Origin of the sequence: Paenibacillus polysaccharolyticus, assembly GCF_900102085.1 — a bacterium.
Taxonomy (GTDB): Bacteria; Bacillota; Bacilli; order Paenibacillales; family Paenibacillaceae; genus Paenibacillus; species Paenibacillus polysaccharolyticus.
The window spans coordinates 296,163-309,587 of the sequence record NZ_FMVM01000007.1; the positions used below are offsets into that span (position 1 = coordinate 296,163).

General features: G+C 44.1%; 13 protein-coding genes and 10 tRNA genes. 2 read left to right on the top strand and 21 right to left on the bottom strand.

Annotated elements, in window-relative coordinates; genetic code table 11:
• Positions 1–114: 114 nt before the first annotated feature.
• The 5 genes from BLQ13_RS12125 to BLQ13_RS12145 are packed head-to-tail and all read right to left on the bottom strand — an operon-like array spanning position 115 to position 2,595.
• Positions 115–822 (bottom strand): PspA/IM30 family protein, encoded by a 708-nt coding sequence (locus tag BLQ13_RS12125; RefSeq protein WP_090919700.1) that lies wholly within the window; start codon positions 820–822, stop codon positions 115–117.
• Between the two features lies 1 nt (position 823).
• Positions 824–1,318: a PspC domain-containing protein gene (locus tag BLQ13_RS12130; RefSeq protein ID WP_090919703.1), complete on the bottom strand. Its 495-nt coding sequence runs from the start codon at positions 1,316–1,318 to the stop codon at positions 824–826.
• Between the two features lie 17 nt (positions 1,319–1,335).
• Complete coding sequence (locus BLQ13_RS12135) at positions 1,336–1,572, bottom strand: PspC domain-containing protein (RefSeq protein ID WP_090919706.1); 237 nt, start codon at positions 1,570–1,572, stop codon at positions 1,336–1,338.
• A gap of 4 nt (positions 1,573–1,576) precedes the next feature.
• On the bottom strand, positions 1,577–2,248 hold the full coding sequence (locus tag BLQ13_RS12140; protein WP_090919709.1) for a PspA/IM30 family protein: 672 nt from the start codon (positions 2,246–2,248) through the stop codon (positions 1,577–1,579).
• A gap of 38 nt (positions 2,249–2,286) precedes the next feature.
• Positions 2,287–2,595, bottom strand: coding sequence for a LiaF transmembrane domain-containing protein (locus BLQ13_RS12145; RefSeq protein ID WP_090919712.1), 309 nt, complete (start codon positions 2,593–2,595; stop codon positions 2,287–2,289).
• A gap of 513 nt (positions 2,596–3,108) precedes the next feature.
• Here BLQ13_RS12145 and BLQ13_RS12150 point away from each other — a divergent pair.
• Positions 3,109–5,529, top strand: a complete 2,421-nt coding sequence (locus tag BLQ13_RS12150; RefSeq protein ID WP_139168885.1) for a helix-turn-helix domain-containing protein — start codon at positions 3,109–3,111, stop codon at positions 5,527–5,529.
• Positions 5,530–5,594: 65 nt separating this feature from the next.
• Here BLQ13_RS12150 and BLQ13_RS12155 read toward each other — a convergent pair whose 3' ends face one another.
• From BLQ13_RS12155 to BLQ13_RS12165, 3 genes are all read right to left on the bottom strand, one after another.
• Positions 5,595–6,527: a class I SAM-dependent methyltransferase gene (locus tag BLQ13_RS12155; RefSeq protein ID WP_090919718.1), complete on the bottom strand. Its 933-nt coding sequence runs from the start codon at positions 6,525–6,527 to the stop codon at positions 5,595–5,597.
• A gap of 67 nt (positions 6,528–6,594) precedes the next feature.
• Positions 6,595–7,521 (bottom strand): oxidoreductase, encoded by a 927-nt coding sequence (locus BLQ13_RS12160; protein ID WP_090919721.1) that lies wholly within the window; start codon positions 7,519–7,521, stop codon positions 6,595–6,597.
• Positions 7,522–7,682: 161 nt separating this feature from the next.
• Positions 7,683–8,831 (bottom strand): iron-containing alcohol dehydrogenase, encoded by a 1,149-nt coding sequence (locus BLQ13_RS12165; protein WP_090919724.1) that lies wholly within the window; start codon positions 8,829–8,831, stop codon positions 7,683–7,685.
• Positions 8,832–9,147: 316 nt separating this feature from the next.
• On the opposite strand from BLQ13_RS12165, the gene BLQ13_RS12170 reads away from it, so the two are divergent.
• Positions 9,148–10,056 carry a helix-turn-helix domain-containing protein gene (locus BLQ13_RS12170; protein ID WP_090919726.1) on the top strand — a complete coding sequence of 303 codons (909 nt, stop codon included), beginning with the start codon at positions 9,148–9,150 and terminating at the stop codon, positions 10,054–10,056.
• 25 nt (positions 10,057–10,081) lie between these two features.
• Here BLQ13_RS12170 and BLQ13_RS12175 read toward each other — a convergent pair whose 3' ends face one another.
• The 13 genes from BLQ13_RS12175 to BLQ13_RS12235 all read right to left on the bottom strand — a co-directional run bounded on the left by BLQ13_RS12175 (position 10,082) and on the right by BLQ13_RS12235 (position 13,403).
• A complete protein-coding gene (locus tag BLQ13_RS12175) occupies positions 10,082–10,846 on the bottom strand; it encodes an anti-sigma factor (RefSeq protein ID WP_090919729.1) in 765 nt (254 codons plus the stop codon).
• On the bottom strand, positions 10,846–11,421 hold the full coding sequence (locus BLQ13_RS12180) for an RNA polymerase sigma factor (RefSeq protein WP_090919732.1): 576 nt from the start codon (positions 11,419–11,421) through the stop codon (positions 10,846–10,848). Before BLQ13_RS12180 ends, BLQ13_RS12175 begins: the two co-directional genes overlap by 1 nt.
• 49 nt (positions 11,422–11,470) lie before the next feature.
• Entirely contained in the window at positions 11,471–12,049 is a 579-nt protein-coding gene (locus BLQ13_RS12185) for a plastocyanin/azurin family copper-binding protein (RefSeq protein ID WP_090919735.1), read from the bottom strand.
• Between the two features lie 376 nt (positions 12,050–12,425).
• Positions 12,426–12,504 (bottom strand) — tRNA-Leu (locus BLQ13_RS12190).
• 32 nt (positions 12,505–12,536) lie between these two features.
• Positions 12,537–12,610 (bottom strand) — tRNA-Cys (locus tag BLQ13_RS12195).
• A 6-nt stretch (positions 12,611–12,616) separates the two neighbouring features.
• Positions 12,617–12,691: transfer RNA gene (locus tag BLQ13_RS12200), tRNA-Gly, on the bottom strand.
• 4 nt (positions 12,692–12,695) lie between these two features.
• Positions 12,696–12,770, bottom strand: a tRNA-Gln gene (locus BLQ13_RS12205).
• Between the two features lie 14 nt (positions 12,771–12,784).
• Positions 12,785–12,857: transfer RNA gene (locus BLQ13_RS12210), tRNA-His, on the bottom strand.
• A 27-nt stretch (positions 12,858–12,884) separates the two neighbouring features.
• A tRNA-Trp gene (locus BLQ13_RS12215) sits at positions 12,885–12,958 on the bottom strand.
• Positions 12,959–12,964: 6 nt separating this feature from the next.
• Positions 12,965–13,050, bottom strand: a tRNA-Tyr gene (locus BLQ13_RS12220).
• A 9-nt stretch (positions 13,051–13,059) separates the two neighbouring features.
• Positions 13,060–13,135, bottom strand: a tRNA-Thr gene (locus BLQ13_RS12225).
• A gap of 21 nt (positions 13,136–13,156) precedes the next feature.
• Positions 13,157–13,229: transfer RNA gene (locus BLQ13_RS12230), tRNA-Phe, on the bottom strand.
• A 96-nt stretch (positions 13,230–13,325) separates the two neighbouring features.
• Positions 13,326–13,403, bottom strand: a tRNA-Asp gene (locus BLQ13_RS12235).
• Positions 13,404–13,425 lie beyond the last annotated feature (22 nt).

A 13,425-nucleotide genomic window follows, 5' to 3' on the forward strand; every position in this document is an offset into this window, starting at 1 on the left:
ATTCGACGGAAAAGCCATAGCAGGCAATGAAGTCCTGTATGGCTTAACTTTTTTTCTACGAATCGTATAGGCTACACGATCTATAGAATATCATATTGTCCAGCAAGCGAACAGTTATTCTTTAGAAGTATCGATCGCTTCGTTCTTGGAACCATTGCCCATTTTGTTTTTCAGAGCCTGCAATTGTTGATCTACTTTGAATTGTTTCTCCAGATCAACCGGATTGGTGTAGGATGCTCCAGTATTGCGGTATGGTGCACGAGCTACATCTGCCTCAGCTTCAAGTTGCATGATTTTCTCTTCCATGCGGTGGAATCCAAGGGATGCGCTTCCGCTCTCAATGGAATGCAAGCTGTTGATCGAAGACATTTGTTTCTTAGCTTTAGCCATCTGTGCACGGGATACAAGCTCATTACGTTTGTTGCGCATTTTGTAGAATTCATCTTTCATATCATGCAACTGTTGCAACAGATCTTTCGCTTGTGCTTCAGATTGAGCGTGCAGTTCGCGGTATTCCTCAATTTTTTGATCAAAATAAATTTTCTCTTCAAGCAATTTGCGTGCTACTTCTTCCTGACCATTCGACAGAGCAGCTTCAGCTTGGGACTCACGTTGTACCGAAGTACGTTCTGCTTCATCCAGACGTTGCTTCATGCGGCGCTCGTTAGCCATTTGTTTAGCAACAGTCACCTCAGCCTCATGAATTTCGGCCTCCATATCACGCAAGTACTGGTTCAACATTACAATCGGATCTTCCACTTTATCCAACATATCATTTACAGATGCCTTCGTCATATCCTTAATCCGTTTAAATACTCCCATTTTACTTTTCTCCCTTCTCGTAACGAGATAATTTTTGGCGAAGCTCTTCAACTTCTTTTTTCAATGCCTTCTTCTCAATATCTTTCATCATGGAATCCAGTTCACTTTCGTGCTGGCTTCCTGCGCCATAAGTGTTGTTGTCATAGGAACGCGGGCCGGAGTGCGGTCTGCTGTTGTATCCTGGACCAGGGCCAAAGCCGAGACCCGGTTGATTAGGGTTGCTGTTAAAAGGATCTCTTGGAGGCTGATGGTCATAACCACCATACCCTCTGCCAGCACCCGGGCCGTAACCATATGGATCATATGGTGGGAAAGGCTCCTTTGGTACGACGAGAGCGGCGATGAAGTAGATTAACAACGTCGTGCCCCCGGTTGCAAAGATACTGATGACGAAGATGATCCGTAATAGCGTAGAATCCATTCCAATTGCCTCGGATATGCCGCCGATTAGACCGGTCATCATTCGGTCACGCGTTGAGCGGTATAGTTTGCTCATGTGCTTGCTCCTTTCGTTTACTTGTAACCTCTACTGTGATCGGGACCATATACATACGGATCTGCGTAGTTAGGTTCCTTAGGTACAACCAATGCTGCGATGAAGTAGATGAATAGAGATGTACCACCCGTTGCGAAGATACTGATGAAGAAAATGATCCGTAGCAGCGTGGTACTTAATCCTAGATTTTCAGATATGCCGCCGATCAAACCTGTCAGCATACGGTTGCGCGTTGAGCGGTATAATTTATTCATTTTACTACTCCTTTTTATCGTTATTGAGCTTTTGCTTCAAGCGCTCCAGCTCTTTGTCCAGTGCAGAGGATGACATGTTACCGGATAAGTCGGAACCATCCTGACCCATTCGCCGGATTTCCCGAAGACTCTGTGCCTCATATTCGAGATCGGAGACTTGGTCATCCAGCTTGTTAAACATACCGGGTACATTTTGACCACTGTAGTTTCCACGTTGATTCATTCGTTGCTGCAACTGAATGGTTTGCATTCGAGCGTAGTAATATTGGCGTTTGCTATACACATTCTGATACTCTGCCTTCAACTGATTGATCTGTTCATCGAGTTCCTGCAGTGCAGCAGCGCTTTGTGTGTACAATTCAGTGTATTGATCCATTTTTTCCTCATGGAGAATTTTCTCCTGCAGAGCCAGCTTGGCGAGATGTTCCTCTCCGGCTTTCAAAGCCATAGATGCCTGTTCCTCTCGTTTGTTAACCATAGCGGCGGCTTGATCTGCCTGCTGTTTCATTTGTCTTGTATGACTCGCATACTGGTGTCGAAGCTTTTCGGCTTCTCCTATGTCTTGGCGGGTCGAGACCAGGAACTGATCAATCAGTTTAACGGGGTCCTGACTTTGCTCCAGATGTTCGTTCAGACTAGCTACGGTGATATCCCGCATTCGACGAAATACACTCATTATGTTCTGTCCCTCCTTTTAGTTTATCGTGAAAATTCTTAATAACGGCGACGTGAATTGCGATTGTTGCTCAGCATCGAGATACCGAAGATAATCAATCCGATTGCGATAATCGGCCCGATCAGCCAAGCCAGTTTGCCCATCAGAGATACGATACCGATGATCAGAACGATCCATCCGAGCGTTACATTTCCTCTTTTAATTCCGTAATACCCTAGTGCAATCATCAAGACCGGAATCAGGTAACCCATCAGATGTCCAAGCAATGGTGTTAACTTTCCGAAGAGAATCAGAGCACCAAGTACAATCAACACAATCGCCCAGCCATTTCCCTTGTTCATTCTCATAATTGTTGTTCACCGCCTTTCCCGATTTTACTTTTTTGTTTTTGAACTTCAATCTAATCGCTGTTAGCCTAATCCCTGCATTTGTTCAATGCATCGTTTAATCCGTTTGTTGAAAACTTGCTTGTTTTTTGTTTCCGTGTTTCTTGTTTAACCTTATGTCCTTATTCTAGGGGATTCAGCAACTTTTCAAAACAGACTGCGGACGGTTTTTGATCCTAGACTCAGGTCGGGGATCTGCTTGGACCTTGGACTGTCTGCGGGCAGGACTCAGGGCATTGTCGCCAAAACACCGCACTTGGGATACCTGTTATTACCCTTATAACGGAAACATTTCACGGAAGCCCCACCTTCTAATATGCAAAAGCCGTTGTCTCTATTACGTACGTAAATTATACGATTCCGTTTCTATAATTACTTTTTTATCCAAATAAACAAAAATTAGATTGTTCTAATTGAAAGCGTTTACTAAAATAAAGAAGTAATGAAATCTATTTTCCATCAAGGGGTGGACACGTGCGATCACTAAGCTATCTCCATAAAATGATTATCTTCGGACTTCTGTTAAGTACAGTGCCAATTCTGCTCACGGGAATTGCTGCTTTTATTTATTCTTCTAACCAGACAGAACTGCACCGGACACAAGCGAATCAACAGCTTCTCGAACAGATTCAGTCCAATGTAGAGCACAAACTCGCTACGGTTAGTTACATGCTAGACCAAGCGGTGCGCTCTCCAATTACACTTCGTTCTCTTGTGGACTCTAATTCACTGGGGCGAGTCAGCAAGTTACAAGCGAGCGATCTGCAGACAGAGTTCCAGCATATGAAATCATGGGAACCTCTGCTTGATATTATTTTGGTCAACCAATCCAAGGATTGGCTTATTAATCATGCTGGCTTGTATGCCAACACCCGCTTCCCGTTATCACTGCCCATGAAAGATCTAATTGCGGATACACTGGCCTCGGGATGGCAACTCGCACCCTCAACCATATTTAGTAACGAAGATGATGACGAGCAGAGAATCTCAGGCCAACGTCTTTCAGATAAAGGCTGTATTTATCATATTACGCTCGCAAGAACGATTCCCGATGCAAGTGCATCGTCCAATGCAGCACTAATCGCTGGAATTCCAGCATGTTATATGCAAAATCCGCTGGCGCAATCCCCGACAACTGAAGCCTCAGTCGCCGGTTTAATCATTCTAAATCGGGAACAACGTGTTATTGCTCACCCGAATGCATCCTATATTGGACAACCTTTGTCTGCGATAGGCCTGCTTGATCGGAAGAACGGAGAACATATTCAGACGTTACCACCTGTAATGTACTCTGACGCTTATGCTGAGCGTGAAGTGCAGCTTGCCAATGCAGATTATTCGTTAACTTATAGTCCCTCTACATTAAAAGGATGGACATATATTCTCATCTCTCCCGAGAATACATTAACTCAAGACTATATTAGAATCGGATTCCATACGTTATATATCAGTATGGCCATACTCTTGCTTTCGCTGCTGCTCGCGTGGCTGGGCTCCCAACGAATGCTCGCTCCCATCAGACGTATTCTTACTCAATTAGGCGATAATATCATTCACAAAGGGCATTCCGTGGTACCACATCAGTCTGTGAATAAACCTGATGAACTTGAACAAATTCGAATGGGCGTTTCTCAGTTATCTAATGCACACTCTCAACTGGAATCCACTTTAAGTCAGCATCAGAACCAAATACGTACCTATACTATGATGCAGTTACTTCAAGGCAAAACCAGCTTTAAAACATTACACAGCACATTACGAGAACAGGGATATGTTACACATCCTTCTACGTGGCAACAAATTGCCGTCGTAGCACTACAGCCTGAACTAATAAACCACTCTAAATATAGAATGGAGGATCGCTCTCTGCTCTTATTTGCCATTCAGAACATGCTTGAAGAAACGCTTCAGCCTGATCAGCAACTACTTCCTATTGTATTGGAACAACATGTTGTAACCGTGATTGGCAGTACGGAGGGAGATCTATTGCCGTTCTCGGAGCATATTTCAAAATTAACAGAACGATTACAGCAACAGATCGGTGAGGTTTTGGATTTGAAGGTCAGTATCGGTCTAAGCCAGCCACATCCATTCATGAGTCATATTCCACAGGCATACAACGAAGCTATAGATGCGCTTAAACATCGGATGCGGCTTGGGACAGGCATTATCGTACAATATAAGCAACATGATTTGGCTTCAGCTGCATGGGCCATGACCTATCCAGAGGCAATAGAGTATTCGTTGCTTCAATCTATTCAGCAAGCAGACGAGACTGTTGCTACCCAACAGTTGACTGAACTGTTAGAGACTCTATTTTCACTGGAGTGCACTCCAGAAGAGTATCAATACGCCCTCATGCGGCTGTTAACACATATCTTGAAGCTTGCACAAGACTCTGGCATTCGACTTGCACAGATCAGTCAGAGCCACCGTTCTCTTTTTCAAGAGTTGCATTTTTTACAATCCGCTACTGAGGTGGAGCATTGGTTCAGCCATCAGGTAATCCTGCCTGTCATTCACATTTTTAAAGAAAGGCAGGTCGTACAGTCTCAGCACATTTCAGAGAAAGTGATCGCTATTATTCAGCAAGATTACGACAAAGATCTAACCCTGGAAGAATGTGCAATGCGGCTTCATTACAATGCTAACTATTTAAGCAGCGTTTTTCGTAAGGAAACTGGCGCTTCATTTAGTGAGTATTTGACGAGGTACCGGCTGAATATCGCCAAAAGATGGCTGGATGAACGAGATTGGACGGTAAAAGAAATTGCTGAACGGCTTCGTTATACCAATCCACAAAATTTTATCCGTTCTTTTCGAAAATGGGAGGGTATGACTCCCGGAAGATACCGGGAGTGTAAGAAACATCCCGAACGGGCTGTTAAAGGATAGATTAGAACTCCATCGAAAAGGGATATTTGTTAAACCTTGAAGATACATTCAAGTTTGTTTTATGTCTACTTTTTGACTGCAGACACGGTTTTCATATGTGCTTGTTCTAGCTGAATCAGCATTTTACCAAATCTTGCTCCGCGAGAAAAGGGAATCAGGCCGTTCGTATAGGTGTCACGAATATATGTTTCAGCTTTACTTAACGCTACCGCATCGGTTGGCATTTCATAGGTGTGTAGCCACTCAGGGAGCTGTTGAATCAATTCTTCTACCTGAATCTCAAAATCATTCACTTCTCTCGTAATAATCATTGTATAAGAATATCCCTTAAGGTAGAGCAACTGCTGGAGGTATGCCATGTCCCCTGCCTTGTAAGGAGCATCCACGTCAAGCACTGTTCTAAGCTCATCCATCAGTGTATGCTCTTTGGCACCGGCAATCGTACTGACATAAACATACTTTCGGGCACAGTGTATAGCTTGCTCAATCGTTTCCCAATCAGACATTGCGGGACACATCGAGGCAAAGACGATATCATATTGTTTCTCCCAGCCTTTATCCGATATAGAGATTTCTTCAAATCGCTCGGATACAATCGTAATGTTATTCTCCAGTTCAGCAGGAATGGTTTCCTGCATTAACGAGACAAGCAAAGCAGAAGGCTCAACTGCAGTGACCCTGGCTCCCTTTTCTGCAAAAGGAATCGTAAATATACCAGAGGCCGCACCCACGTCCAGCACCGAGGCTCCTTCAAACGTTACACCCTGATTTTCAATCCAGCCCATAATGCGTGCCGAGCGGTTCTTGCCTTCCTCTGTAAAAGACTGGGCATGATAATTCCGGGCCCAACGTTCGAATGCTTCCTCTGTATTAAAAGGGGCACTTTTTTGCTTATATCTTGAACTTCTCGGGCGGTTCTTCCACGCTTCTTCCCATACACCCAGGTCAAATAATAGTTCTGCATTCGCTGTACTCGGTTGAGTCGTCAGCTTCTTCACGTCCTTTCATATTATAGACTTAATATATCTACAATATATTGAATTGATTTATACGTCAACCTTTAACTTACTTTGGGTCCAATGAGAAAGTTACACCTGTAAGTTGCTCAGATACTTCCCATAACCTACGTGACACATCCACATCATAAAGTTTGTTGATAATTGAATCACTTTTAGGATGTCCCTTTCTGCCCCCGCGACCATCCGGGCCAATATATTCTCCGCCTTTAATCAGTGGGGAAGTTGCACTGTACAATGTAGGTAATGCGCCCATATTCGCTGGCTGTGTACCCAGATATGTAAGCAGACGCATCAATGGGTTCGCACGTTTGCCAGAACCAAATGACATCAGATTGGTATTAGAAAAGCCTGGATGACAGACTACGCTAACTGTACTCAAACCTCCTTTTGTCAGTTGGTTGTTCAATTCTCTCGCAAAGAGCATATTCGCCAGCTTGCTTTGGCCGTAAAACCTCCAGCTATTGTATCCCTTGGCTCCATCTAAATTTTTGAAATCTATGCTTGCGTTATGAGCAGCAATACTGCTAAGTGTTACAATTCGGGAAGCAGGCGTTGAAATCAGATGAGGTAAAAGTAAACCTGTCAGCGCAAAATGACCCAGATGATTACTGCCAAATTGAGACTCAAAGCCATCCGTTGTCAACCGATAAGGTGTATTCATAATCCCCGCATTGTTAACCAGAATATCGAGGGTTGGATATTTTTGCGTATAAGCTGCTGCAAATGTTCTGACACTATCCAGGTCTGCCAGATCCAATTTCATCAGTTCTGCACGAACACTCGGCTTGATTGCCTTGACCTTGACCAGTGCTTCCTTACCTTTTTCCATATTACGAACAGCCAGCACCAGTGTTGCATTTTTCTCCGCCATTGCGATGGCCGTTTCCAATCCGATCCCGCTACTTGCTCCTGTAATGACCACCGTTTTATCTGAGCAATCCGGCATGCTTTCCTTATTCCATACTGTACTCATCCTGCGTCCCTCCATCGTTAAAATATATTGTTACGCAACCCAACCCTAAATCAAGTATACATGTCTATATGTATCTGAATATAAGTGATATTCATGGTAGTCCTGTTCAGTTTACAAAGGTCCCCAAACGGGACCCTTGCAACGTCAGTTCAAATATTCATTTATTTCATTTGATGAAGTAGTTCTACCAGTATGTCTTTTGAGTACATAGTCTGCATTCTGGCCATTTCCATTGTACTGTAGATGTGGTCCGCGATCTCCTCAATCTGCTCCGAACCTACCTGTATTTGCTCAAGAGTAATCGGTGCGCCAATGTGTGTAAACCAGTTGGTCAACGCTTCAATCCCTGCCTCTGCTGTTTCAAGACCAAAGATATTCCGTGCAAATTGCTTATACCGCGCCTGATTTGCAGACATATGCCACCTTGTCCATGCTGGGTATACAACAGCCAGACCCGCACCATGCGGTACGTCATACAGAGCTGAGAGGGAATGTTCAATCAGATGAGAATCATACCGATTACCTTCCACCCCTGCAAAAGTCGAGCGATTCAATGCTTGTGCGGCTGCCCAGGCAAATTCACTTCTGGCCTCGTAGTTCTCTGGTTGAGCCCGCAAAGTATCTGTGGTACGTATAACCGTCTTGATAATGTTCTCGATGTGGTTTGCAGTAAATTCAGGGATATACGATGCTGTGAAGTACAAGTCCATACAATGGGACAAAATATCTACGGAAGAGTATGCCAGATAGTTCGGGCTAACGGTAGCTTGTAGTTCCGGATTAATGACGGATACCGTTGGAAACGCAACCGGGCTACTGAAGCCGAACTTTTCAGTGGTCTCTTCATTCGTAATTACTGCGGAGCTGTTCATCTCACTGCCTGTAGCGGACAAAGTCAAAATATCAAACAGTTTTAACGCGGAATCAGGCATTTTTCGGTAACTGCACAGATCCCACACGTCTCCATCGTATACAGCACCTGCTGCAATCACTTTAGCTGTATCCAGAACCGAACCACCACCTACGGCAAGTACGGCATCTATGCCGTTTTCTTTGGCAAGTGCAACTCCCTCACGTGCTTTACTGATAACCGGATTACTTTTGATCCCGCCAAGCGTAACGTATTCGATTCGTTGTTCACCAAGTGATTGGATTACCTTATCATAAAGACCATCCTTTTTAATACGTTCCGAGCCATAAACAAGCAAAACCTTTTTCACACCGTACTCTGCCATATAGGCACCAATCTTGTTTTCTTTCCCTTGACCAAATTCAACTCTGGTTGGATTGTAGAAAGTGAAGTCTCTCATGTCGTATACTCTCCTTCGCTGGAATCTGTGTTGATCCCCCATGTATTGTGTTTCTATGATGTACATTAAAAGATAAACAACCTAGAGGACATAGCCTGATTACCGATGAACTTGTCTCAATTACAGATAGGTAACCTCCGTGATATGGACAAGTTTTATGAGGAATCCGGATATGTGATATACGGAAATAACAAAGTATAATAGGGAGATCAACGCGGGTACACATGAGCGCAAAGGTGTAAGACTAACATAGAGAATGACAAACATACCGTGTTCAGAAAAAGTTAGCTTGTATAAAGAACGGAGAGTGTGAAGGGTGATCATCATTGACTCTATATCCATATTGCATGAACTACTTGGGTACGACAAACCAAAACACCCGCTCATTACTGTAATCGATCTGGATACCATCAGACCCAAAGCAGAATATTACAACGTTCCGTTCAAGCTGAATTTTTATATGATTTCTTTAAAAAACAGTTCCGAATGTGATCTGATCTATGGTCGACAATATTATGATTTTAGAGAAGGCAGTATGATATTTGCCAAACCTGGACAAACACTTCAAAAAGGAGCACGAAGTAACAGAGAAGGCTCACATAGCTGGATGCTTTGCTTTCATCCGGATCTGATTGGCTCAAGTTCCCTATGGAGTAAAATGGGCGACTACAGCTTTTTTGAGTATGAGGCAAACGAAGCTCTGCATCTATCTGATCAGGAAAAAGAAATCCTGGAGCGAATCGTTCAACAGCTTCAGATCGAGTACAGCGGCAATCTCGACAGCTACAGCAAAGATCTATTGATCTCCAATCTGGAGTTGCTGTTGAATTATGCCAAGCGTTTCTATGGAAGACAATTCATCACGCGAACGGCAGTGCAGAAAGATTCCGTTGAACATTTTCATACTCTTCTAAAGGAAAGATGTAGCATAGAGGCAATCGCTCAATCAGGCATGCCTCGGGTCAAGACACTCGCTCAGGCTATGGGATACTCCCCTAACTATTTATCCGACATGCTGAAAAAAGAGACTGGAAAAACAGCTCAGGAATTCATTAAGCTGCAGTTGCTCGACCTGGGTATTAAGTTCCTGATCCATACCAATGAACCAATCTACCGCATTGCAGACCTTCTTGGCTTTGAACAGCCTTCTAGCTTCACCAAGTTTCTTAAATTGCAAGTCGGTATTAGCCCTGTGGAATATAGAAAACAACACAGAAGGGGTTGACGCTCCCCTCTGTGTTGTTAGTCTGTTAACTTGAACGAAACATCTGCGGACCACGCGGAACACGTCCCGTAGAATCAGATTCCAACGTAATCGCAATGGAATCATAGCTCCATGTCTGGTTCCCCATAGGAATTGCGAGCACAGCAAGTCCCATTTGATTTTCTACTTTCAGCTTGCCTGCGTTATGGTACGCCTGATCCTTATTCAACCATACCTGATATACCTCATTCGTCTTCGTCTCTGGAGGATTGAACAGGTAGACGACAAACTGCTGATCTTTGCCGGTGCCTACAATACAAGCTACTCCATAACTCGTTCCAGAGGTGAGCGACTCCAACTTCATAACCTTTTGTATTTCAGAAGTAGGCAAATCCATCGAATTCATTAGCGTTACGGGTTGTTCGATGCGCTCTTGAATTAAAACTACATTTCCTATCAAACTAGCACCAAGAAGGATAAGTACAGATGCTGCTACAAGATTCACTTTTGGATTGTTATAGCGCTTCGTAAACCGCTTGAATCTGCTACTCCTTTTATGTTCAACAAGATCTGGAGCAAAGGATTCGTTGCTTTTCCCCCATGCGGCTTCCATCACCTGTTGTTTTAAATCAGATGGCAACTTCACTTGCTCCATATACGTTGGAATCGCCTCCCAACCTAGCCGTAATTGCTCTAATTCAAGCTTACATGACGCACAATCAGCAAGATGCCTTTCGAAAGCTTTGCCCTCCTCCGAGCATGGATCCGATAGATATTCCAGCATGTATGAGCAGACGGTTATTGACGACATTACCACTCTCCCCCTCCCGCAAGCAAATGCTTACGCAGTATTTTCAGTGTCTGGTGCAGTCGGCTTTTAACTGTGCCCAAAGGCTCCTGATAGTGTGCAGCTAACTCACTCAAGCTGTATCCCTGCCAATAAAAATGTTCGAGCAATTGAAGTTGCTGCTGAGACAGGAATGCACGCATTCCTTTAATCTGCTCCTTCAACATTTGTTTTTCAACTTGGCTTTCGACCGATAGTTCAGCAAGCTCTGCAACTCTCTGCAGCTTCTCGGCCGTATAATAAGACACCACCTGGCTCGACAGACTTCGTTGCTTACGTAACCAATCGATAGCTAAATGACGTGTGATGGTGATGATCCAGTTCCTGCAATGACCCTTGTTGGGGTCAAATTCGGCCTCTGTTGTCCATATCCTGACAAAAACGGACTGCACCACTTCCCGAGCACCGTCCTCCTGTTGGAGAGCCTTCCAGGCGAATGAGTATGTGAGAGAAGCATAACGGTCATATAGTTCTGATAATGCTTCTTGTTTTTTCTGTTTAATCAGCAGAATTAGCTGGTAATCGGAATACTCCTGCATTCAAAAGTCTTCCCCTCTCCTGTCAGGTCGAGCCATTTCAATCACAGGACTACTTGGAGAGAACTTTAATTACCCCTTTCATACTTGGATGAGGCCCACAGTGATAATTGATCTCGCCCGCCTTTTTAAACGTAACCACCGACTTCTCTCCCTCGCCCAGTAGTCCTGTATCGAAAGAATCGTCTTCTGCAACAACGGAGTGCTCAACTTGATCCTTATTTACAAATTCAACACGATCACCAACCTTGATCTTCAGCTCTGCAGTTTGAAATGCAAAATCAGAAATTTCAATTACATACGTTTTGCTTTTCTCTACTTGGGTACCCGCAGGTTTTTTAGTATCTTTAGAAGATTTGGACGTATCACTCTTCTTCTTTGTAGACTTTTTCTTATCTGTAGTCGCAGGCGCTGATTTCTTTGGCTTGGTTGGTTGGGTTGGCTTAGTTGGTTTGGTCGTTTTGTTAGCTGTAGAACCCGTCGTTTGCTTGGACGATGGCTTTACGTCCTTTTTGTCTGTTGTTCCCGTCATGTGATGGTGAGCTGATGCTTCTGCACCGGCCAACTGTGGCAATGTTAAACATAGCCCCAATACCAAAAGTAAGGATAAATATTTTGCTGATTTGTTCATTATTGCTTTCCTCCCTAAAATAAAAAATTAAAATGTCGCATAAATGCGTTCAATCATAAGAAACGAATGATATCCTCAATCGGTTTGATATCCCTGAATTTTTATTTTAAAGAGTCATCATGCTAATTTTCTTGAAGAGTACTTAATACACAGAATACAAGATCCACTTATATATCGAATGGAAGAGGCCATAAATGAAGCCATGTACCTAACGTATCATTTCTTTATTTACTGAGAGGAATGCTGTTTTAAAATAATTCGCTCTTGAGAATAATGCTTTAGAGCAGAGTCGCCGCCGTATCATGAGAGTAGAGTATTATAAATCAATACAAAAAGAGTTCACTAGAGATAAACTCTAATGAACTCTTTAAATAAATACCGGCGAGAGGACTCGAACCTCCACGGTTTCCCACTCGATTTTGAGTCGAGCGCGTCTGCCATTCCGCCACGCCGGCTTATTTGATTGTAGCATATAATAAAAATATGCTGGAGGCGCCACCCAGATTCGAACTGGGGATAAAGCTTTTGCAGAGCTGTGCCTTACCACTTGGCTATGGCGCCTTATTATGGAGCGGAAGACGGGAATCGAACCCGCGACCCTCGCCTTGGCAAGGCGATGCTCTACCGCTGAGCCACTTCCGCATAATGGCTGGGGATATAGGATTTGAACCTATGCATGACGGAGTCAAAGTCCGTTGCCTTACCGCTTGGCTAATCCCCATTAGATAACAAAGGGGCGATCGAGGGGAATTGAACCCCCGAATGCCGGATCCACAAACCGGTGCGTTAACCACTTCGCCACGATCGCCATATAGAAACTACTATTAAAAATAATTGGCAGGGGCAGCAGGAATTGAACCCACACCAACGGTTTTGGAGACCGTTGTTCTACCTTTAAACTATGCCCCTAAAAACTGGTGGAGGATGATGGATTCGAACCACCGAACCCGTACGGGAGCAGATTTACAGTCTGATGCGTTTGGCCACTTCGCTAATCCTCCAGGATTACATGGTGCCGGCGAGAGGACTTGAACCCCCAACCTACTGATTACAAGTCAGTTGCTCTACCAGTTGAGCTACACCGGCATATTAAGTTTTCTATCAAGGTGGCTCGGGACGGAATCGAACCGCCGACACGAGGATTTTCAGTCCTCTGCTCTACCGACTGAGCTACCGAGCCATAATAAAGTTTAAGCTTGAGTCGCTACACTTTATCTAGGGCATCAGTGCCATACAGCAGATGTAGTGAACAACTTGCCTCATGTTAAGAATTAAATGGCGGAACCGACGGGATTCGAACCCGCGATCTCCTGCGTGACAGGCAGGCATGTTAGGCCAACTACACCACGGTTCCAGATCACTTTCGGTTAGGAAAG

Bases quoted from the DNA above. Each gene is read 5' to 3' on its own strand.
- BLQ13_RS12125 (WP_090919700.1), bottom strand. From the start codon at position 822: ATGGGAGTATTTAAACGGATTAAGGATATGACGAAGGCATCTGTAAAT.
- BLQ13_RS12130 (WP_090919703.1), bottom strand. From the start codon at position 1,318: ATGAGCAAACTATACCGCTCAACGCGTGACCGAATGATGACCGGTCTA.
- BLQ13_RS12135 (WP_090919706.1), bottom strand. From the start codon at position 1,572: ATGAATAAATTATACCGCTCAACGCGCAACCGTATGCTGACAGGTTTG.
- BLQ13_RS12140 (WP_090919709.1), bottom strand. From the start codon at position 2,248: ATGAGTGTATTTCGTCGAATGCGGGATATCACCGTAGCTAGTCTGAAC.
- BLQ13_RS12145 (WP_090919712.1), bottom strand. From the start codon at position 2,595: ATGAGAATGAACAAGGGAAATGGCTGGGCGATTGTGTTGATTGTACTT.
- BLQ13_RS12160 (WP_090919721.1), bottom strand. From the start codon at position 7,521: ATGAGTACAGTATGGAATAAGGAAAGCATGCCGGATTGCTCAGATAAA.
- BLQ13_RS12165 (WP_090919724.1), bottom strand. From the start codon at position 8,831: ATGAGAGACTTCACTTTCTACAATCCAACCAGAGTTGAATTTGGTCAA.
- BLQ13_RS12175 (WP_090919729.1), bottom strand. From the start codon at position 10,846: ATGTCGTCAATAACCGTCTGCTCATACATGCTGGAATATCTATCGGAT.
- BLQ13_RS12180 (WP_090919732.1), bottom strand. From the start codon at position 11,421: ATGCAGGAGTATTCCGATTACCAGCTAATTCTGCTGATTAAACAGAAA.
- BLQ13_RS12185 (WP_090919735.1), bottom strand. From the start codon at position 12,049: ATGAACAAATCAGCAAAATATTTATCCTTACTTTTGGTATTGGGGCTA.